The following is a 20,758-nucleotide window of genomic DNA, read 5'->3' on the forward strand; positions in this document are numbered from 1 at the left end:
CACAAAGGGCCCCTGCCAGTATCGGAGCCACCGGAACACGGGAGGAAAGCATGAAGAAGGACAGCACGAATATAGGCAGCGATCTGCGCCGGACGGTACGCGGCCGGATCCTCGTCCCCGGGGACGAGGACTTCGACGCGGCCCGCAGGCCGTGGAACCTGGCCGTCGAGCAGGCCGTCCTGGCCGTGGTGGAGGCGGCCGACGCCGACGACGCGGCCGCCGTGGTCGGTTACGCCGGGCTCGCCGGCCTGGGCGTCAGCACCCAGCCGAGCGGCCACGGCGCGAGCGGGGACACGGAGGGGACGATCCTGCTGCGCACCGGGCGGCTGCGCGGGCTGGAGGTCCGGCCGGGAGAGCGGCTGGCCCGGGTGGGCGCCGGTGTCTCCTGGGGCGAGGTGCTCACCGAGGCCGGCGGGCACGGGCTCATCGGCCTGGCGGGCAGCTCGCCCGCGCCGAGCGTGGTCGGCTACACCCTCGGCGGCGGGGTGAGCTGGTTCGGCCGGAAGTACGGCTTCGCGGCCGACGGCGTGCGCTCCTTCGACGTGGTGACCGCCGACGGGGCACGGGCCCGGGTGGACGCCGACTCCGATCCCGAGCTGTTCTGGGCGCTGCGCGGCGGCGGCGGCGACTTCGCGGTGGTCACCGCCATGGAGTTCGCCCTCCACCCGGAGCCGAGCCTGTACGGCGGGCGGACGGTGTGGCCCGCCGAGCGCGCCGGAGCGGTCCTGGACGCGTTCCGCGAGGTCACGGCCGAGGCTCCGGAGGAGCTGGCCGTGTGGTTCTCTCTCATGCGGTTCCCGCCGCTCCCCCACGTCCCGGAGCCGCTGCGCGGGCTGTCGGCGGTGCTCGTGGACGTCACCCACCTCGGCGACCCCGGCGAGGGGCAGGCGCTGCTGCGCCGGTTCGACAAGATCGACGGCCGGGTCCTCGACACCCGGGGTCCGCTGCCCGCGGCCGAGCTGGGGAGCGTCTGCGCCGAGCCGGTCGACCCGGGACCCGGCATGTTCCGCGGCGAGCTGCTGACCCGCTTCGACGACACGGTGGCCGCGGCGGTCCTGGACGGGCTCGCGGGCCCGGGCACGGTGGCCCCGCTGGCCGTGGCCCAGTTGCGCCACCTGGGCGGGGCGCTGTCCCGGCCCGCCGCCGGGGGCGGAGCCTGCGGGCACATCGAGGAGGAGTACCTGCTCGGCATGCTGGGCGTGCCGTTCACGCCCGAGGACCGGGCGGCCGTCGGGGAGCGGCAGCGGGCGGTCTCCGCGGCGCTGGTGCCGTACACCAGCGGGCGCAAGCCCTTCACCAACCTCGGGGCGGGAGAGAAGGCCGCCGCCGCCTTCCCCGGTGACGTGCTGGCCCGGCTGCGGGAGGTCAAGCGCCGCAGGGACCCGCTGGGCGTGCTGCGCAGCAACTACCCCGTGCTGGCCGGCTGAGCCGGGTCCCGGCGGGCGGCGCGGGGCGGGATCAGGAGGGCAGGACCTTCGCGTCCCCGGCGCCGGTCTCGACCCGGACGGTGCGGGACGCGGAGGCGTCGTTGGCGACCTCGATGGTCTCGTCCCCGGCGCCGGTCTCGGCGGTCACCCGGTAGGTCTCGCGCGGCAGCCGTACCGTGGCGTCGCCCGCGCCGGTCTCGATCTGGACGTCGTCCGGCGCCGCGGCGAACTTCGCCTCGATGTCCCCCGCCCCCGAGTCGGCGAGGAACCGCTTGCCGCCCAGGCCGGTGGCGTCGATGTCGCCGGCGCCGGTGTCGGCGTCCACCTCCCCGCTGAGCGAGCGCAGGACGATGTCGCCCGAGCCGGTGTCCGCCTTGACCGTCACGCCCTTCGGGATCTCGATCTTGTAGTCGACACTGCAGGTCACCGCGCCGAAGCCGCCCGGGCACGTGTACTTCAGCGCCAGGGTGTCACCGGTCACGACATGCTCGGTCTCCGGCTTCTCCTTGTTCCAGTGGATCGTCTCGGTGACCTTGATCCCCGTCCGGTCGGACTCGTTCACCACGATGTCCCCGGACCCGGCGTCCACGGTGAGCCGCAGCACCTTCTCCGGCACGTCATAGGAGGAGACGGCCTGCTCGGCCAGGCCGAAACCGTCGAACTGACACGCGGAGAGCACCAGGACCGAACCCACGACGACCCCTGCGGCGAGCATGTTCTTCTTCATGAGCCCAATCCTCGACTTCCGGGAGGCTTTCCGCCTCCCTCTCACGACTTACCTCATCCCTCGGGAGGGGGATGCGACTCCACTGTGGCCGACCGGCCCTGCCGCCACCCATCCGGGAAGCCCCCGAAGCGGCCCTGAGGGACCCCCGGCTTTTGACCGGCAAGTGACCGTCCAGTAGCGTCTATTCCGCAATTCAGAAGAGATTTTCCATCATGTGGAAAACATGGAGAGGAAGCTCATGGACGGCGTTGAGATCACCGGCACCTCCCAGGACCGGTTCGACGAGATCCTCACGCCGGAGGCGCTGGCCTTCGTGGCCGCCCTCCAGCGCGAGTTCGGCGCCCGGCGCCTCGAACTGCTCGAGGCCCGGCGGGCCCGGCAGGCGGAGCTGTCGGCCGGCGGCACCCTCGACTTCCTCCCCGAGACCAAGCACGTGCGCGAGTCGGAGTGGAAGGTCGCCGCTCCCGCGCCCGGCCTGGTGGACCGCCGCGTGGAGATCACCGGCCCGGTCGACCGGAAGATGACGATCAACGCCCTCAACTCCGGCGCCAAGGTCTGGCTGGCCGACTTCGAGGACGCCAACGCTCCCACCTGGGAGAACACCGTCAACGGCCAGCTCAACCTGCGGGACGCGCTGGACCGGACCATCGACTTCTCCACCGGCGGCAAGAGCTACGCCCTCAAGCCCGACGAGGAGCTGGCCACCGTCGTGGTCCGCCCGCGCGGCTGGCACCTGGAGGAGAAGCACCTCACCCTCGACGGCGTCCCGCTCTCGGGCTCGCTGGTCGACTTCGGCCTCTACTTCTTCCACTGCGCCGCCCGGCAGCTCGCCAAGGGCAAGGGCCCCTACTTCTACCTGCCGAAGATGGAGTCGCACCTGGAGGCCCGCCTCTGGAACGACGTCTTCGTCCGGGCCCAGGACCTGCTCGGCATCCCGCAGGGCACGATCCGCGCGACCGTGCTGATCGAGACCTACCCGGCGGCCTTCGAGATGGAGGAGATCCTCTACGAGCTGCGCGAGCACTCGGCCGGGCTCAACGCGGGCCGCTGGGACTACCTGTTCAGCGTGATCAAGAAGTTCCGCACCCGGGGCAGGGAGTTCCTGCTCCCCGAGCGCAACGCGGTGACCATGACCGCGCCGTTCATGCGCGCCTACACCGAGCTGCTGGTGCGCACCTGCCACAAGCGCGGCGCCCACGCCATCGGCGGCATGGCCGCCTTCATCCCCTCCCGCCGCGACCCCGAGGTCAACAAGGTGGCGCTGGAGAAGGTCACCGCCGACAAGACCCGCGAGTCCGGCGACGGCTTCGACGGCTCCTGGGTGGCCCACCCCGACCTGGTGCCGATCTGCCGCGAGGTCTTCGACGGCGTGCTCGGCGAGAAGCCGAACCAGCTCGACCGGCTCCGCGAGGACGTCTCCGTCTCCGCCGCCGACCTGCTCGCGGTCTCCGAGACCCCGGGAGACATCACCGAGGCCGGCCTGCGCAACAACGTGGACGTGGCGCTGCGCTACCTCGCCGCCTGGATGGGCGGGCTGGGCGCGGTCGCGATCCACAACCTGATGGAGGACGCCGCCACCGCCGAGATCTCCCGCTCCCAGATCTGGCAGTGGATCCACAACGGCATCGAGCTGGCCGACACCGGCGCGGTCGTCACCAAGGAGCTCGTCGAGCGGATCATCGACGAGGAGCTCGCCAAGATCGAGGCCGGGCCCGGCTACGACGAGGCCCTCTACGCCCAGGCCACCGCCCTGTTCAAGGAGGTCGCCCTGGACGACGACTTCGCCGAGTTCCTCACCCTGCCCGCCTACGCGCGCATGCCGTGACATGAGCGTCTCCGGGGTGAGGAATCGTCCTCCCACGAGGAGGTTTCCCCACCCCGGGCCGTCACCGTCACTCAGAGTCACCGGACGGATCCAATGCGTTCCGTCCATGAACGATCACAGGAACGGCAAAGAGGTCCACCCCGACGAGTACGCCGCGCTGCCGGCGGACACCAAGCGGGAGATCAAGGGGCAGCTCCACCTCCGCACCGGCCATCCCCTGCACAACGTCGACCGGACGGTGCCTCCGCAGGACCGCGAGTCCGTCAAGAAGCTCATCAAGGACCCCTACGTCCTGGAGTTCCTGGACGACAACGCGCGACATGAACGCGACGTCGAGCAGCAGATCGTCGCGAACGTCGTGCGCTTCCTGCAGGAGCTCGGCACCGGCGAGGAGGATGTCCCGGATGAGCCGATCGGCCCCGGCATCAACGCCTGGGCCGCACCTCCGCGTGAGTTTGAGGAGGATCGAAATTGACCGAGACGCTCGATGAGCTGGCCCGGCGGTTGGCGGGGGTGCTGCCGCCGGGGGCGGTGATCACTGATCCGGTGCGGCTGCGCACCTACGAGTGCGACGGTCTCACCCACCACCGGGCCGTGCCCGGAATCGTCGTGCTGCCCGGCAGCGCCGAGCAGATCGCCGCCGTCGTGAAGCTCTGCGGCGAGTACGGCGTGCCGTTCGTGGCGCGCGGCGCGGGGACCGGGCTGTCCGGCGGGGCGCTGCCGCGCACCGACGGGGTGCTGGTGGTGACCTCGAAGATGCGGCGGATCCTCCAGATCGACCTGGCGAACCGGCGGGCCGTGGTGGAGCCGGGGGTGAGCAACCTGGCGATCACCGAGGCGGTCCGCGAGCACGGCTACTACTACGCGCCCGACCCCTCCAGCCAGCAGGTCTGCACGATCGGCGGGAACGTCGCGGAGAACTCCGGCGGCGCGCACTGCCTGAAGTACGGCTTCACGGTCAACCACGTCCTCGCCCTGGAGATCGTCACCCCCGACGGCGACATCGTCACGCTCGACGCCGACGACCCCGGCTACGACCTGCTGGGCGCGTTCGTCGGCTCGGAGGGCACGCTCGGGATCACCACCAAGGTCACCGTACGGCTCTCGCGGACCCCGGAGTCCGTGACGACGCTGCTGGCGGCCTTCAGGGACATCGAGCAGGGCGGGCAGGCCGTCTCGGCGATCATCGGCGGCGGGATCGTCCCGGCCGCGATCGAGATGATGGACGCCCTGGCGATCGAGGCGGCCGAGGCCGCGGTGGCCTGCGCCTACCCCGAGGGCGCGGGGGCGGTGCTCATCGTGGAGCTGGACGGCCCGGCCGCCGAGGTGGCGCACCAGTTCGCCGAGGTGGAACGGGTCTGCCGCGCCGTCGGCGCGTTCGAGCTGCGGACCGCGGCCGGGCCCGAGGAGCGGGCCGCGATCTGGAAGGGCCGCAAGTCGGCGTTCGCCGCGGTCGGCCGGATCAGTCCCGCCTACATCGTGCAGGACGGGGTGGTCCCCCGGACCGCGCTGCCGGAGGTGCTGGCGGGCATCGACCGGCTCTCGGCCGAGCACGGCATCCGGGTGGCCAACGTCTTCCACGCCGGGGACGGGAACCTGCACCCGCTGGTGCTGTTCGACGACGCCGAGCCGGGCGCGGGTGAACGGGCCGAGGCGGTCTCCGGCCGGATCCTCGACCTGTGCATCGAGCACGGCGGATCCATCACGGGCGAGCACGGCGTTGGTGTAGACAAGTCCCGTTATATGCCGAAAATGTTCACCGACGATGATCTGGACACCATGCAACTGGTCCGCTGCGCCTTCGACCCCCGCGGCCTGTCCAACCCGGGCAAGGTCTTCCCCACCCCCCGCCTGTGCGGCGAGGTCCCGGGCGTGCGCAGGGGCGTGCACCCGCTGGTCGAGTCCGGCCGGGCGGAGCAGTTCTGATGGCCGCGTCGCATCCGTCCGGCCCGCGGGACGCCTCCCACGGCCCCGGCGCACCGGCGACCGCCGCGGGGGACGCCCTGCGGGCGACCGGCGCAGCGGTCCGGGACGCCGACCCCGGCGACGCCGTGGCCGGGGTCGCGCCCCGCTGGGTCGCATCGCCCGCGAGCACCGAGGAGGTCGCGGCGCTGATGCGCGTCTCGGCCGGGTACGACCTGGCCGTGGTGCCCGTGGGCGGCGGGACGAAGCAGGCATGGGGCGACCCGCCGCAACGGTGCGACCTGGTGGTCGGCACCTCCTCCCTGGTCCTCGGCGGCGGGTCGGCCGTCGAGCACTCCTGCGGCGACCTGGTGGCCCGGGTCAGCGCCGGGCTCCCCTTCGACGTCCTGCAGTCCGCCCTGGCGGCCTCCGGGCAGGAGCTCGCCCTGGACGGCCCCGTCCCGGGCGGGACCGTCGGCGGGATGCTCGCCACCGCCGCGGCCGGGCCCCGCAGGCTCCGCTACGGCACCGCCCGCGACCTGCTGATCGGGATCACGGTCGTGCTCGCCGACGGCACGGTCGCCCGCTCCGGCGGGAAGGTCGTCAAGAACGTCGCCGGCTACGACCTCGGCAAGCTGTTCACCGGCTCGTACGGCACCCTGGGGATCATCACCGAGGCCGTCTTCCGCCTGCACCCCGTCCCCCCGGCCCGCCGCTGGGTCACCACGGCCCTGCCCGCGCCCGCGGCGGCCGGGGAGAGCGCGACCGGCTTCCCCGTGGGGCCCGGGGCCCTCGCCACCGCGCTCGCGGCCTCGCAGGCCGAACCGAGCGCGGTCGAACTGGACTGGCTCGCGCCTTCCGGGGCGCCCGCGCTCTCCGTGCTGGTCGAGGGCACGGCGGCCGGGGACCGGGCGGAGACCGTGCGCGGTCTCGTCGGGAGCGGGAGGGCGACCGGCGTCCGGGCGGAGGCCGTAAGGGACCTGGCCGGGGGCGGGGACGGCCCCGCGCCCGGCGGGCGGGTGGAGGCCGTACCGGAGACGGCCGTCACGCGGCAGGCCCCCGGCTGGTGGGGGGCGCCCCCCGGTGAGGTGCTGCTGGAGCTGCGGATCCCGCCCTCGGGCGTGGACCGCGCGCTGTCGGCGGTCGCCGGGCGCGGGCTGCCCGCCCGGGTGCGGGGCTCACTGGCCTCGGCGGTCCTGCAGATCGCCCTGCCCGGGGAGGTCGGCGCGGCGGCGTTCGCGGCGTTCGTCTCCGGCGTGCGCGCCGACGTCGCCCCTCTCGGCGGCAGGCTCACCGTGCTCGCCGCGCCCGCGGAGCTCGCCCGGCTCGCCGGCCGCTGGGGACCGGTGGCCGCGCTGCCGCTGATGCGGCGGGTCAAGGAACGGTTCGACCCCGGCCGGAGGATGTCCCCCGGCCGGATGGCGGGAGGCCTCTGAGATGGACCCCGAGCTGATCGACGACTGCGTGCACTGCGGGTTCTGCCTGCCGTCCTGCCCGACCTACGTGCTGTGGGGCGAGGAGATGGACTCCCCGCGCGGCCGGATCCACCTGATGAAGCAGCACGTCGAGGGCACCCCCCTGACGGACGAGATGGCCGGGCACTTCGACGCCTGCCTGGGCTGCATGGCGTGCGTGACGGCCTGCCCCTCCGGAGTCCGGTACGACAGGCTGATCGAGCAGACCCGTGCCGAGGTGGAGCGGGAGCACGTCCGCGAACCCGCCGACCGGGCCCTGCGGGAGCTGGTCTTCCAGCTCTTCCCCTACCCCCGGCGGCTGCGCGCGATGCGGCTGCCGCTGCGGCTCGGCGCTGGGCTGCGGCGCCGGCTCGCCCCCAGGCTGGAGCGGATCAACCCGTCCCTGGCCGCGATGGCCGATCTCGCCCCCGAACCGGCCGGGCGGGTACGGCTGCCGCGCCGCGTCGCGGCCGTCGGCCGGCGCAGGGCCGTCGTCGGCATGCTCACCGGATGCGTGCAGGGCGCGTTCTTCCCGCAGGTCAACGCGGCCACGGCGCGGGTGCTCGCGATGGAGGGCTGCGAGGTCGTGATCCCGCCCGCGCAGGGCTGCTGCGGGGCGCTGCCGCTGCACTCCGGCCGCCCGGAGCAGGCCGTGCGGTTCGCCCGGCGGACGGTCGCCGCCTTCGAGCGGGCGGGCGTGGACACCGTCGTGGTCAACGCCGCCGGATGCGGCTCGACCATGAAGGACTACGCGGAGGTCTTCGACGGGATCGGCGACGGGGAATGGGCCGGGCGGGCCCGCGCCGTCAGGACCGTGGACCTCGCGGAGTACCTCGCCGAACTCGGGCCGGCGGCCAGGCGCCATCCGCTCCCGCTGAAGGTCGCCTACCACGACGCCTGCCACCTGGCGCACGCCCAGGGGGTGCGCTCCCAGCCGCGCGAGCTGCTGGCCGCCGTCCCCGGGCTGGAACTGCGGGAGATCGCCGAGTCGTCGATCTGCTGCGGCTCCGCCGGGACCTACAACCTGTTCCGGCCCGAGGCCGCCCGCGAACTGGGCGACCGCAAGGCCGAGCGGGTCCTCGCCACCGGCGCCGACCTGCTGGTCTCGGCCAACCCCGGCTGCACCATGCAGATCGCCTCCGCGATCCGCAGGTCCGGGGCGGCCCCGATCCCGGTCGCCCACACCGCCCAGGTCCTCGACGCCTCCCTGCGCGGCCTGGGGAAGATCGCATGACCGTGAGCGAAGCGAGCGCCGAAGGCCCGGCAGGACGCGCCGGTGAGCCAACCGATGAGCGAGGGAGCGAGGAACGAGCGGACGAGCGAAGAGGGCGGCCACCGGCACCCGGGCGTCCGGACCGCGTGAGCGAAGCGAGCGCCAAAGGCACGGTGCAGTCCGTCGACCGGGCGCTGGACCTGATGGAGGCGCTGGCCGGGCACGGCGGCGCGGCCGGGATCTCGGAGCTGGCCGCCGCGACCGGCCTGCCGTACGGGACGATCCACCGGCTGCTGCGCACGCTGCTCGACCGGGGGTACGTCCGGCAGGAGTCCGACCGCCGCTACGCGCTGGGCGGGGCGCTGGTACGGCTCGGCGGGGTGGCCGAGCGCATGGTCGGCGTGTGGGCGCAGCCGTACCTGAAGCGGATGGTCGAGCTGTCCGGCGAGACCGCGAACATGGCGGTGCTGGAGGGCGACTTCATCGTCTACGTCGCGCAGATCCCCTCCCCCCGGCGGCTGCGCATGTTCGCCGAGGTCGGCAGGAGGGTGCTGCCGCACAGCACCGCGGTCGGCAAGGTCCTGCTGGCCGACCGGCCGGACGCCGAGGTCGCCTCCCTCGTCGAGCGCACCGGCATGCCCAGGCGGACCGCCAACACGATCACCGACCTGCCCGGCATGCTCGCCGAACTGGAGCGGGTGCGGGACCGGGGGTACGCGCTGGACCTGGGCGAGGAGGAGCTCGGCGTGCACTGCCTGGCCGTCGGGGTGCGCGACGGCGCGCGGACGATCGCCGCGATGTCGGTCTCCGGCCCGGCCGAGCGCATCGACGCCCTCGACCGGGAGGAACTCGCCGCGGGCATGCGGAGGATCGCCCGCGACTTCGGCTCCGAGCTCGGCGGCGGTCTCAGCCCCGGGTGACCGTCCCGGCGACCCGCGGGAGCGGAGCGGAGGAGATCGGCTCCCGCGGGAACGGGCCGTCGGAGCTCACTGCCGGTTCGGCGGGGTGATGTCCAGGTCGCTGCCCTGCGGGACCGGCACCACCGTGACCTGGCCCTTCTGGATGGCCTGCCAGAGCACGGCGCCGTCCCTGCCGAGGACCTTCACCAGGTCCCTGATCGATTCGATCTCGGTGCGGACCTTGGCGTTGCGCTGGGCCTGGGCGGCGTTCTCGGCCTTCGCGGCCTGCTCCGCGGCCAGGGCGTCGACCAGCGCCTCGGGCGGCTCCGGCTTCTGGATCGTCAGGGAGATGTCGCCGCAGTCGCCGCTGCCGGCGTAGTTCTGGCCGCAGAAGTAGTCGGCCCCGGCGGTCTCCTTGATGAACTCCCGCGCCAGCGTGCCGACCCGCGCCTCCCAGGCCTGCTTCACCTTCGGGTCGTTGAACAGCCCGCGCCACTCGAACTCCTGCGAGGCCGCGTCCAGGGCCCGGTCCAGCGGGATCCGCATGTAGGTGCCGAGCATCCGCCGCCACCCCTCGGACTCGCCGTCCTCGTGGTAGGCGCGGAACTTCAGCCCGATCTTCTCGTGGAACCTCTGGAGCGTCCCGCAGTCGGTGTTCAGCGTGAAGGTCGCCACCCCCGAGACGAGCATCTCCACGTTGTCCTTGCTGACGACGCTGAGCGGCTTGGACTCGGCGCCCTCGGCGCCGGAGAAGTCGAAGGTCCGCTGGCCGAACGGGTAGGAGTAGCCCGTGTCGCCGGGCCCCAGCAGGGTCGCCCCGCTGGAGGGGTTGATGCACTTCTCGAACTTGATGGCCTCGAAGGTCCCGCCCGCGTAGTGCAGGACGACCTCGTCGGGCTGGGTGCTCACGCGGGTGCACCCGCTGAGCACGAAGCCCAGCACCACCACCGCGCCCACGGCCAGCAGGAACCCTTTCAGCAGCAACCGTCTGCCACCGGTCCTCTGCGCGCTCATCGCCACTTCCTTTACGTCCGCTTTACCGAAGGCGGATCCTAGTGGCGCCGCTCACGAAGGCGTAGTCCGGCCGCGTCCGATCGCCGGAGGCAGGAGGCGCCGGGGTTCCCGCCCGGCCCCGGCGGCCGTGCCCGGTGGCCCTCAAGCCGATCCCAGTGATTCACAAGTGGCGCCTGGCAGGCTCCCGGTCCATGGGGTTGTTCGACTTTCTGCCCGCCCGGCGCCTCCGGGGCGGGCCCACGCTGCTGCTGCCCGCTTCCGTCCCGCCCCGGACCGTGCTGGAGACGGTCCGGCTGCACAGCCCGCAGGCGCACCCGCGCGGCCGCTCCATCGTGGTCGACGAGTCCGTACGGCTCCGCGGCCCGGTCCCGGTCCACCGCGGGCTCGCGCTCGCGGCGCGGCTCCCGGTCGGCTGGCCGGTGGCCTACACCGCCGAGCAGCGCGACCCCGAGGGCGAGACCGACCCGGCCGCGATCGTGGCCGGGCTGGCCGCGCGCCTGGGCGGACTGGCCTGCCCGCACCCGCCCGAGCGCTCACCCGACCTGTTCTCCGTCACCGGACGGGCGCTGCCCGCCGAACGCCTGGCCGAACTACTGCCCGGCACGCGCCCCCAGCGGCTCCCCGGCATCGACCTCACCCTGCTCCGCTCCGGCCACAGCCCGCTGGAGATCTCCTTCTGCGGCGGAGACGACGGCGAGACGGACTACGAGGTGTCGCTGCGGCGCGGGCCGTCCACCCCGGCGGTCGTCGAGGCCGCCGAACGGCTCGCCATCGCGATCGCCGAGGCCAGCGGCGGCGTGCTCCGCGACCAGCACGGCTTCCGCGTCCCCCTGCCGGTGCGCTGCTGAGGACGGGCCCGCCCCTCAGCCGCCGAGTCCGCGGCCCGCCCCTCAGCCGCCGAGTCCGCGGCCCGCCCCTCAGTCGCCGAGTTCGCGACGGCGGCGGGTGACGTACTCCCGGAGCTCCTCGCGGACCGCGTCGTCGAGCGGCGGCTGCTCGTACTCCTGCAGCTTGGCCCGGTAGATCTCCCCGGCCCGCGCCGCGGCGTCCTGGGCGCCGCGCCGCATCCAGCGCTCGTAGTTGTCCGACGACGACAGCAGCGGCCGGTAGAAGCAGGTCCGGAAGCGCTCCATGGTGTGCGCCGCGCCGAGGAAGTGACCGCCGTGGCCGACCTCGGCGTGGGCGTCGAAGGCCAGGGACTCCTCGGTGATCTCCAGCGGGGTGAACTCGTGCTGGAGCATGCGCAGGATCTCGACGTCCACGACGAACTTCTCGAAGCCGCTGACCAGGCCGCCCTCCAGCCAGCCCGCGGCGTGCATGACCCAGTTGGCGCCCGCCAGGAACGTGGGCAGCATCGTCATCAGCGCCTCGTACCCGGCCTGCGCGTCGGCGGTCTGCGAGGAGGTCAGCGCCCCGCCCGAGCGCCAGGGCAGGCCGAAGCGGCGGGCGATCTGGCCGGTGCACAGCAGCCCGACGGCCGACTCCGGGGTGCCGAAGCAGGGCGAGCCGGACTGCATGTCGATGTTCGACAGGAACGAGCCGAAGATCACCGGACAGCCGGGGCGGATGAGCTGGGACAGCGCGATCCCGGTGAGCGCCTCGGCGATCTGCTGGACCAGCGTGGCCGGGACCGAGACCGGCGACATGGCTCCCATCAGCAGGAACGGGGTGAGGACGACCGGCTGGTTCGCCGCGGAGTACTCGAACTGGGCGTCCAGCATGCGGTCGTCCCAGCGCAGCGGCGAGTTGCAGTTGATCAGGGAGATGGTCGCCGGGGCCGCCTCGATGTCGCCGAGCAGGATGCGGGTCATCGCGATGGTGTCGGCGGCGTTCGGCCCGGAGACCACGTTTCCCATGTAGATCTTGTCGGTCAGCGTCTGGAGCGCGTAGACCATGTCGAGGTGGCGGGAGTCGAGCGGCGCGTCGCCCGGCTCGCAGACCACGCCCCCGGCGGAGTCCATCTCGCCGAAGACCTGGGAGAGCTTGCAGAAGCGGTGGAAGTCGTCGAGCGTCGCCTCGCGCCGCACGCCGCCCTCGCGCACGAACGGCGAGCCGTACACCGCGCCGAACGCCATGTGGTCGCCGCCGATGTGCACGCTGTTGGCGGGGTTGCGGGCCCGGACGTCGAACTCCCGCGGCGCCTTCGCGACCTGTTCGAGGACGAACTCCGGGTCGAAGAAGACGTTGTTCTCCTCGACCTTCATCCCCGCCCGGCGGAACAGCTCCAGCGCCCGGGGGGACATGAACTCGACCCCGATCTCGGAGACGATGCGGCGCCAGCCGCGGTCGAGGGTGGCCATCGCGTCGGCGGACAGGATCTCGTAGCGGGGCATCTGGTTCAGGAACACGGCCACTCCTTCGGACCTGCTCGACCCTCTTGACCCGGATCTCAGGCCGATCTTACGCTCAAGAAATGGAACTGAAGTTCCATAATGTGGAACTCCCCCGAGGAGGCGCCGGTGAGCCGGCCGGAGAACCCCCGCGGCCCGCGATGAGCGGGGAGAACGAGACGAGGAACCCGGCCGGGACGCAGGCCGTCGACCGGGCGGCGCGGTTGCTCGTCCGCGTCGTCGAGGCGGACGCGCCCCAGCCGTTCACCGCCCTGCACACCGGGTCGGGGCTGCCCAAGAGCACCGCCTCCCGGCTGCTCTCGGCGCTGGAACGGCACGGCCTGCTCCAGCGCGACCACGAGGGGGCCTTCCTCCCGGGGCCCGTGCTCGCCCGCCACGCCGCACGGTCCGGCGGCGCGGGCCTGGCCGCCACCGCCCGGCCGTACCTGGAGCGGATCGGGGAGAAGACCGGCGAGACCGTCAACCTGGCCGTACCCAGCGGCGGCGCGGTCGAGCAGATCGCCCAGGTCGACAGCAGCTACCTGCTCGGCGCGACCGACTGGGTGGGGCTGCGGGTGCCGCTGCACTGCTCGGCGCTGGGCAAGGTCTTCCTCGCCCACGGCGCCGCCGAGCTGCCCCGGGGACCGCTGGAGCGCCGTACCCCGCGCACCGTGACCGACCGCGGGGAGCTCGGCGGAGAGCTGGCCGGGATCCGGCGCCGCGGGTACGGCGCGGCCCGCGAGGAGCTGGAGCCGGGCCTGGTCGCGGTGGCCGCCCCCGTGCGCGGCGGGGACGGCACGGTCGTCGCGGCCCTGTCGGTCTCCGGCCCCTCGGTCCGGCTCACCCCGGAACGCGTCACCGAGATCGGCGAGCTGCTCGCCGGTGAAGCCGCCGCCCTCTCCGAAGTGTTAGGAGCCCCCCGTTGACCGAGCAAGAGATCCTGCAGGGCCTCTACGACCGGACGCTCGTGGGAGACGCCCCGGCCGTCCTTGACCTGACCGGCCGGGGCCTGGCCGCGGGCATGGCCCCCGAGACGATGCTGTTCGAGGCGCTGATCCCCTCCCTGGAGGAGGTCGGCGCCCGGTTCGAGCGCGGTGACTTCTTCGTGCCGGAGATGCTCATCGCCGGGCGGGCGATGGCCGGCGCGATGGAGGTGCTCCGGCCGCTGCTGGCCCGGACGGGCGCGACCTCGCTGGGCACGTTCCTGATGGGGACGGTCAAGGGCGACGTGCACGACATCGGCAAGAACCTGGTGAACATCATGCTGGAGGGCGCCGGGTTCCAGGTGATCGACCTGGGCGTGCAGGTGGCCCCGGAGAGGTTCGTGGCCGCCGTCCGCGAGCACCGGCCCGACATCGTGGGCTTCTCCGCCTTCCTCACCACGACGATGCCGATGTTCAAGGCGAACATCAACGCGCTGGAGAAGGCGGGCCTGCGCGACCAGGTGATCGTCATGGTCGGCGGGGCCCCGGTCACCCAGGAGTACGCCGACGCCGTCGGCGCGGACGGCTACGCCGCCGACGCCTCCACCGCCGTCCGCCGCGCCAAGGAGCTCCTGGCCGGCCGCCGCGCCGTACCCGCCTAGGAGGGCATCGTGCACACCGTCCTGAGGTCCCGGACCAGGGAAGTGGTCATCGGCCCCGACCGGCCGTTCTGCGTCATCGGGGAGCGCATCAACCCGACCGGGCGCACGAAGTTCGCCGAGGCGCTGCGCGCGGGCGACCTGTCCCAGGTGGTCGCCGACGTGGAGCGGCAGGTCGCGGCCGGGGCGCACGTGCTCGACGTGAACGCGGGCGTGCCGCTCACCGACGAGGCCGAGCTGCTCACCGCCGTGGTCAAGCTCGTCCAGGAGCACACCGACCTGCCGCTGTGCATCGACTCCTCGGTGGTCGGGGCGCTGGCCGCGGCCCTGGCGGTCTACCAGGGCAAGGCGCTGGTCAACTCGGTGACCGGCGAGGACGACCGGCTCGCCGAGATCCTGCCGCTGGTCAAGCGGTACGGCGCGGCGGTCGTCGCGCTGGCCAACGACGAGACCGGCATCCCGGAGACCGCGGAGCAGCGGCTGGAGATCACCGGGAAGATCGTCCGGGTGGCCGTGGAGGAGTACGGCATCCCGATGGAGGACATCGTCATCGACCCGCTCGCGATGACCGTCGGCGCCGACACCGACGCGGTGAACACGACGCTGGAGACCATCCGGGCGATCCGCGACGTCTACGGGCTCAACATGTGCCTGGGCGCCTCCAACGTCTCCTTCGGCCTGCCCGACCGGCACGCGCTGGGCGCCGCCTTCCTGCCGATGGCCGCCGCCGCCGGGCTGACCGGCGCCATCATGAACGTCCTGGCCCCCGAGTGCGTCACCGCCGCCCGCGCCGCCGACCTGCTGCTCGGAAACGACCCGTGGGGCGCGAACTGGATCGCCGCCTACCGGGCCCGGCGGCCGTGACCGCAGCGGTCCCCGGCGACGGGCAGGCCCCCGGGAGCGGGCGGGTACGGCTGCGCCTGCTGACCGAGGGAAGGCCGCCCAGGGAGGTGAGCGTGCCTGCGGGGGTGAGCGTGTTCGAGGCGGCGAGCTGGAACGGCGTCGCGATCGACTCCACCTGCGGCGGGCACGGGACCTGCCGCAAGTGCAGGGTCAGGGTGACCCCCGGTCCGGGCGGCGGGAACGGCGCGCACGGCCCGGACGGCCCCGGTGGCGCCGGGGGCGGGGCGGCCGGCGCGGACGCCGCCTTCCCGGTCTCCCGGCTGGACCCCCGGGCGTTCACCCCGGAGCAGCTGCGCGAGGGGTGGCGCCTGGCCTGCCTGGCCCAGGCCGTCTCCGACCTGGAGGTGGAGGTGCCCGCGCTCTCCACCCGGCCGAAGGCGGCGACCGTGGGGGTGGGCCGGCAGGTCATCCTCCGCCCGGCCGTGCAGAAACGCTACGTCGAGCTGGCCGAGCCCTCCCTCTCCGACCAGGTCCCGGACGTGGAGCGGCTGCTGGCCGCCCTGGACGACCTGGAGCCCACCCCGGACCTGCACGCCGTGCGGGCCGCGGGGCGCGTGATGCGGGCCGCGGACTTCAGGGTCACGGCGGTGGTCGTGGACGACGCGCTGATCGACGTGGAGCCCGGGGACACCAGCGGGTCGCGCTACGGCCTCGCCGTCGACCTGGGCACGACGACGGTCGTGGCGACGCTGCTGGACCTGTCCGCCGGGACGCCGGTGGCGGTGCGCTCGATGCTCAACCTGCAGCAGCCGTACGGCGCCGACGTGATCTCCAGGATCAGCGCGACCATGCTGGACCCGGCGGCACTGGACCGGCTGCGGGACGCGGCCCGCGAGACGCTGGACCGGCTCGCGCTGGAGGTGTGCGAGGAGGCGGGGGTCTCCCCCGGGCACGTCTACGAGGTCGCGCTGGCCGGGAACGCGACCATGGTGCACCTCGTCCTCGGCGTCGACCCCGAGCCGCTGGGCGTGGCGCCGTTCGTGACCGCCGTGCGCGCGCTGCCCGTGCTGCTCGCCTCCGACCTGGGGCTGCGGCTGCACCCGCGGGCCCGGGCCGTGGTGCTGCCCGCGCTGGGCGCCTACGTCGGCGGCGACATCGTGGCCGGGGCGCTGGCGACCGGCATGGACCGGGACCGGCGGCTGCGGCTCTTCGTCGACGTGGGCACCAACTGCGAGATCGTGCTGGGGGGCGCCGACCGGCTGCTGGCCACGGCCGCCCCGGCCGGGCCCGCCTTCGAGGGGGCCCAGATCCGCTGCGGGATGCGCGCCTCGGCCGGGGCGATCGAGACGGTGCGGCTCGCGCCCTCGGTGGAGCTGGGCGTGATTGGCGACGTCGCCCCGGCCGGCCTGTGCGGGTCGGGGCTGGTGGACGCGGTGGCGGAGCTGCTCCGGGTCGGCCTGCTGGACCGCTCGGGCCGGTTCGTCCCCGAGGAGGAGGCCGTACGGCTCGCACCCGGCCTGGCCGCCCGGCTGACCGTGATCGGCGGGGAACGGGTCTTCGTGCTGGCCGGGGACGTCTACCTGTCCCAGCGGGACGTGCGCGAACTGCAGTTCGCCAAGGCAGCGATCGCGACGGGGTGGCGGCTGCTGCTGCAGGAGCACGGGGCCGGGGAGGACGACATCCAGCAGGTCCTGCTGGCCGGTTCCTTCGGCTCCTACCTCTCCCCCGCCTCGGCGGTCCGCATCGGCCTGGTGCCGGAGCTGGCCCTGTCCCGGATCGTCAGCGCGGGCAACGTCGCCGGGGAGGGCGCCAAGCTCGCGCTGCTCTCGGTCCAGGAACGCGCCGGAGCCCTCGCCCTCCTGGAGGAGATCCGCTATGTCGAGCTCTCCGACCGGCCCGACTTCAACGACCGCTTCGTCGACCTGCTCTCCTTCCCCGGTCCCTGAACCCCTCCCCCGGCCCGCTCCGGCGGGCGGTGCCGGGCAGCGGCGGGAGAGCGCGGGAGTGATCGCGTGCGGGGCGCTGGCGGGGCACGTGCGGGAGATCGCGGCGCGGCGCGGATGGGCGGTCGAGGTGTACCCGCTCCCGCCGCTGCTGCACAACCGTCCGGCCCTGATCGCCGCCGAGGTCGAGGCGGTGGCGGCGGGCGTGCGGGACAGGCACCGGCGGCTGGCGGTGGCCTACGCCGACTGCGGGACCTACGGGGCGCTGGACGCGGTGTGCGAGCGGCACGGCCTGGCCCGGCTGCGCGGCGGGCACTGCTACGACGTCTTCGCCGGGCCCGCGCTGCGGCGGCTGGCCGAGGAGGAGCCGGGGACGTACTTCCTCACCGACTACCTGGTCCGCACCTTCCACCGCTCCGTCCTGGCCGAACTCGGCCTGGACCGGTACCCGGACCTGCGCGACGCCTACTTCGCCCACTACCGCCGCGCCGTCTGGCTGGCCCAGCGCCCGACGCCGGAGCTGCGCGCGCTGGCCGTACGGGCGGCCGGGATCCTGGGCCTGCCCCTCGTGGTCCGCGCGACCGGGGATGAGAGGCTGGAAGCGGAACTGGAGACACTTCTGGAACCGGGTTCGTGACGCCGGTCTGCCCCCGGAGCCACATTCCCCGCGGCCCATTGACACATCCGGAGCCGGAGAGAAGTGTCCGGATATACCGCTGCCGCGAGCCCGGGCGGCCGCCCGGCGGCGCGCCACCGGGTGTCCCGGGCCACGACGCCGTGCCCGGAACGCGGCGAGAGCGACGGGAGAGATCACATGTCCGCTCCATCCGACCCGACCCTGGGGACGTCGGCGTCCCCGCCCGGCGTGGTCGTCCTCGGACACCCCCTGCGCGAGGAGGACGTCCGGCCCGACGGGAGGGTGCTCGAGCAGCGCCCGGAGGCGGGAGGCCCGCGGCAGGAGGTCCAGTGGCAGCTGACGCGCGGCAGGTACGGCAGCGCGGGCCAGGACTGCCGGATCGAGCTCCGCGTGGACGTCGACGGCGCCCGGCCGCAGCACCGGGTCAGCGCCGACTTCTTCTCCGTCAGCGGGAGCACGACCTCCTACTTCGGTTCCGTCATCGTGCACCTGCCGGCGGTCACCGTCACGGCCGAGGAGGTCGTGATCGAGGGGACGGGGAACTTCACCTTCACCGCCGGGGCCCCCGTCGTGCGGGTGAGCATCCCGCGCAGGACCGCCCTGCAGCCCCAGGCCGACGCCACCGTGCGCTTCTCCGCCGCCTCGGGCGAGCCCGGCGCCGCCTACACCTGCGCGTTCGTCTCGCCGTACTTCCGCAGCGTGCTCCTGGAGCAGGACTCGGTGACCGGGACCGTGCCGTTCGTCTCCTACGACACCGGGGCCCTGCCCCAGCCCCCCGGCAGCCGGGCCCGCGAGCTCACCGTCGTGCGCGCCTACGCCGAGGCCGGGATCGAGCTGCAGATGTCCGGCGTCTCCGACGTCATCGACACCGCGGGCTCCGGCGCCGACCTGCTCTGGGACGACGCCGAGCTGCACAACGCGATGGTCAGGCACTTCAGCGCGCACCACAACGTGCCGCAGTGGAAGGTCTGGATGCTGGTCGCCAGCGCGCACACCGGCGGCTACCGCGGGATCATGTTCGACTACGGCGACGCCTGCCAGCGCCAGGGCGCGGCGGTCTTCTACAACGCCGTCAAGGGTGACGGCCCGCAGGCCCTGCGCGCCCAGCTCCGCACCTACGTGCACGAGATCGGCCACGCCTTCAACCTGCTGCACTCCTGGCAGAAGCACCTGGCCGTCCCGCCGCAGCCGCTCGGCCCCAACGGGGGCCTGGCGGACCTGAGCTGGATGAACTACGTCCAGAACTACCGGCCCGTCTCCGGCGCCGGGGGCGAGGCCGCCTACTGGGCGGCGTTCCCCTTCCAGTTCACCGACAGCGAGCTGGTCCACCTCCGCCACGGCCACTACCGCGACGTGATCATGGGGGCGAACCCCTTCGGGACGGGCGGCGCCGAGATCGCCCCCGAGCTCTTCGACGAGCCGGTCGAGGACCGGTCGGGCCTCGCCCTCGGACTGCGCGCCACCAAGGAGGCCTTCGCGTTCGGCGAGCCGGTGGTCGTGGAGCTCAAGCTCTGCACCACCGACCTGCGCGGCCGCAGCACCCACGGCCACCTGCACCCGGACACCGACTTCACGCACATCGCGATCACCCAGCCGTCCGGCCGGACCGTGCTCTACCGGCCGATGCTCCGCCACTGCGTGGACGAGACGGCCATGATCAGGCTGGACGGGGAGAACCCGGCGATCTACCGCAGCGCCTACATCGGCCACGGCAGCGACGGGCACTACTTCCAGCAGCCCGGCGAGTACCGCGTCCGCGCCCAGTACCTGGCCTCCGACGGCTCCCGGGTCGTCTCCCCGGTCTGCGTGATCCGGGTCCGGTACCCCGTCACGCAGGACGACCAGCAGGTCGCCGAGCTGCTGCTGGGCGAGGAGTCGGGCAAGCTGCTCTCCCTGCTCGGCTCCGACTCCCCCTGCCTGGCCTCGGGGAACGACGCGCTGCGCGAGGTCATCGAGCGCTACGGCGAGCACCCCCTGGCGGTGTACGCCCGCATGGCCCAGGGCATCAACGCCGAGCGGGAGTTCAAGGACCTCACCGCCGACAAGGAGCTGAAAATCCGCCAGCCCGACACCAAGGAGAGCATCCAGCAGCTCACCATGGTGGCCGACGCCTCGGCGAAGGGCGCGGGCGTGGACAACATCACGCTCAACATGGTGATGCGCCGCCTGGCCCGCGCCCAGGCCAGGCAGGGCGACCTGGAGCAGGCCACCGGCACCATCGACAGGATGGTCCACACCTTCGAGGCCAAGCATCTGCGCCCGTCCGTGCTCGACCAGATCCGGCAGCAGGCCGAGCGGGCCAAGGCGGTCCTCGCCGCCGAGGCTGGTGAACGGCCCGCCGAGAGGAAGCGGTGACCCGTCGAGAGGCGGCATGTCCGCCACGGCCGGCATGATCGCCGGGCGACCGAGAAGAAGGACACCGTGCCCCGGACAGACACGCACCGGGCGGACGCGCTCCGCGTAGAACTGACCGCTCCCGGCGGGCCGTACCCCGCCGGGAAGCCGGTCCCCGTCTCCGTCTCCCTCGTCGCCGTCGCCGAACTGCTGGTCACCGGCGTCCTCGACGGCTCGGAGGACGGCAGCCGCTATCCCCGCTACCTTCCGTCGGTCTCCTTCGAGGGCCGGGTCGCCGCCGCCCCGCCCGTCCCGGAGGACCCTCTCACCGGCCCGCTGCTCGCCTCCGACTTCGTACGGCTGGCGCCCGGCGAGGCGTTCGACCCCTGCGCGGCGCGGACCCTGGCCACCTTCGAGACCTTCGCCCCGGACCGGCCCGGCTCCTACGCCTACACGCTGACCCTGGACACCGAGAGCGAGGCCCCCGAGCAGTGGCTCGGCCGCCTCGGCCAGACCGGCGCCGCCGAGGTCCTCGCCCTCGTCCGGCGGGTCCCCCGCCTCCGCGTCACCTCACCCTCTTTGATCGTCGAAGTCCACTGAAACGTGGAACCGGATAACGTCCGCTGAC

At 73.4% G+C, this 20,758-nt stretch carries 18 protein-coding genes; 15 read left to right on the forward strand and 3 right to left on the reverse strand.

Annotation, left to right across the window (positions count from 1 at the left end; translation table 11 throughout):
- Positions 1-50: 50 nt before the first annotated feature.
- Complete coding sequence (locus tag FHS22_RS18855) at positions 51-1,427, forward strand: FAD-binding oxidoreductase (RefSeq protein WP_184943428.1); 1,377 nt, start codon at positions 51-53, stop codon at positions 1,425-1,427.
- A 31-nt stretch (positions 1,428-1,458) separates the two neighbouring features.
- On the opposite strand, the gene FHS22_RS18860 is transcribed toward FHS22_RS18855, so the two are convergent.
- Positions 1,459-2,154, reverse strand: coding sequence for a DUF4097 family beta strand repeat-containing protein (locus tag FHS22_RS18860; RefSeq protein WP_184943430.1), 696 nt, complete (start codon positions 2,152-2,154; stop codon positions 1,459-1,461).
- A 223-nt stretch (positions 2,155-2,377) separates the two neighbouring features.
- Here FHS22_RS18860 and aceB point away from each other — a divergent pair, with 223 nt between their 5' ends.
- The 6 genes from aceB (at position 2,378) to FHS22_RS18890 (ending at position 9,468) form a co-directional block, all read left to right on the forward strand.
- Positions 2,378-3,979 carry a malate synthase A gene (gene aceB, locus FHS22_RS18865; RefSeq protein ID WP_260408068.1) on the forward strand — a complete coding sequence of 534 codons (1,602 nt, stop codon included), beginning with the start codon at positions 2,378-2,380 and terminating at the stop codon, positions 3,977-3,979.
- A 106-nt stretch (positions 3,980-4,085) separates the two neighbouring features.
- Positions 4,086-4,454 carry a PDDEXK nuclease domain-containing protein gene (locus tag FHS22_RS18870; protein ID WP_184943431.1) on the forward strand — a complete coding sequence of 123 codons (369 nt, stop codon included), beginning with the start codon at positions 4,086-4,088 and terminating at the stop codon, positions 4,452-4,454.
- Positions 4,451-5,905, forward strand: coding sequence for an FAD-linked oxidase C-terminal domain-containing protein (locus tag FHS22_RS18875; RefSeq protein ID WP_184943433.1), 1,455 nt, complete (start codon positions 4,451-4,453; stop codon positions 5,903-5,905). The genes FHS22_RS18870 and FHS22_RS18875 overlap by 4 nt, the downstream gene beginning before the upstream one ends.
- Positions 5,905-7,317 (forward strand): FAD-binding oxidoreductase, encoded by a 1,413-nt coding sequence (locus tag FHS22_RS18880; RefSeq protein WP_184943435.1) that lies wholly within the window; start codon positions 5,905-5,907, stop codon positions 7,315-7,317. The genes FHS22_RS18875 and FHS22_RS18880 overlap by 1 nt, the downstream gene beginning before the upstream one ends.
- A 1-nt stretch (position 7,318) precedes the next feature.
- A complete protein-coding gene (locus FHS22_RS18885; RefSeq protein ID WP_184943436.1) occupies positions 7,319-8,569 on the forward strand; it encodes a (Fe-S)-binding protein in 1,251 nt (416 codons plus the stop codon).
- Between the two features lie 125 nt (positions 8,570-8,694).
- Positions 8,695-9,468 (forward strand): IclR family transcriptional regulator, encoded by a 774-nt coding sequence (locus FHS22_RS18890; protein ID WP_338047816.1) that lies wholly within the window; start codon positions 8,695-8,697, stop codon positions 9,466-9,468.
- Between the two features lie 66 nt (positions 9,469-9,534).
- On the opposite strand, the gene FHS22_RS18895 is transcribed toward FHS22_RS18890, so the two are convergent.
- A complete protein-coding gene (locus tag FHS22_RS18895) occupies positions 9,535-10,461 on the reverse strand; it encodes an SPFH domain-containing protein (protein ID WP_184943439.1) in 927 nt (308 codons plus the stop codon).
- A gap of 191 nt (positions 10,462-10,652) precedes the next feature.
- Here FHS22_RS18895 and FHS22_RS18900 point away from each other — a divergent pair, with 191 nt between their 5' ends.
- The gene (locus FHS22_RS18900) at positions 10,653-11,309 is read left to right on the forward strand and encodes a hypothetical protein (protein WP_184943440.1); all 657 of its coding nucleotides are present in this window, start codon (positions 10,653-10,655) and stop codon (positions 11,307-11,309) included.
- A gap of 69 nt (positions 11,310-11,378) precedes the next feature.
- On the opposite strand, the gene FHS22_RS18905 is transcribed toward FHS22_RS18900, so the two are convergent.
- Positions 11,379-12,809, reverse strand: a complete 1,431-nt coding sequence (locus tag FHS22_RS18905) for a trimethylamine methyltransferase family protein (protein ID WP_184943441.1) — start codon at positions 12,807-12,809, stop codon at positions 11,379-11,381.
- Positions 12,810-12,874: 65 nt separating this feature from the next.
- Here FHS22_RS18905 and FHS22_RS18910 point away from each other — a divergent pair, with 65 nt between their 5' ends.
- The 7 genes from FHS22_RS18910 to FHS22_RS18940 all read left to right on the forward strand — a co-directional run bounded on the left by FHS22_RS18910 (position 12,875) and on the right by FHS22_RS18940 (position 20,730).
- The gene (locus tag FHS22_RS18910) at positions 12,875-13,717 is read left to right on the forward strand and encodes an IclR family transcriptional regulator (protein WP_221473810.1); all 843 of its coding nucleotides are present in this window, start codon (positions 12,875-12,877) and stop codon (positions 13,715-13,717) included.
- The gene (locus FHS22_RS18915) at positions 13,714-14,376 is read left to right on the forward strand and encodes a corrinoid protein (protein ID WP_184943442.1); all 663 of its coding nucleotides are present in this window, start codon (positions 13,714-13,716) and stop codon (positions 14,374-14,376) included. Before FHS22_RS18910 ends, FHS22_RS18915 begins: the two co-directional genes overlap by 4 nt.
- A 9-nt stretch (positions 14,377-14,385) precedes the next feature.
- Positions 14,386-15,237, forward strand: a complete 852-nt coding sequence (locus FHS22_RS18920) for a dihydropteroate synthase (protein ID WP_184943443.1) — start codon at positions 14,386-14,388, stop codon at positions 15,235-15,237.
- Entirely contained in the window at positions 15,234-17,162 is a 1,929-nt protein-coding gene (locus tag FHS22_RS18925) for an ASKHA domain-containing protein (protein ID WP_221473811.1), read from the forward strand. The genes FHS22_RS18920 and FHS22_RS18925 overlap by 4 nt, the downstream gene beginning before the upstream one ends.
- A gap of 58 nt (positions 17,163-17,220) precedes the next feature.
- Positions 17,221-17,796, forward strand: coding sequence for a DUF1638 domain-containing protein (locus tag FHS22_RS18930; RefSeq protein WP_221473812.1), 576 nt, complete (start codon positions 17,221-17,223; stop codon positions 17,794-17,796).
- Between the two features lie 177 nt (positions 17,797-17,973).
- Positions 17,974-20,151 (forward strand): hypothetical protein, encoded by a 2,178-nt coding sequence (locus FHS22_RS18935; RefSeq protein ID WP_184943448.1) that lies wholly within the window; start codon positions 17,974-17,976, stop codon positions 20,149-20,151.
- Between the two features lie 66 nt (positions 20,152-20,217).
- Entirely contained in the window at positions 20,218-20,730 is a 513-nt protein-coding gene (locus tag FHS22_RS18940; RefSeq protein ID WP_184943450.1) for a hypothetical protein, read from the forward strand.
- Positions 20,731-20,758: the final 28 nt, after the last annotated feature.

It is taken from the genome of Thiemannella venezuelensis (genome assembly GCF_014203605.1).
GTDB lineage: Bacteria > Actinomycetota > Actinomycetes > Streptosporangiales > Streptosporangiaceae > Planomonospora_A > Planomonospora_A venezuelensis.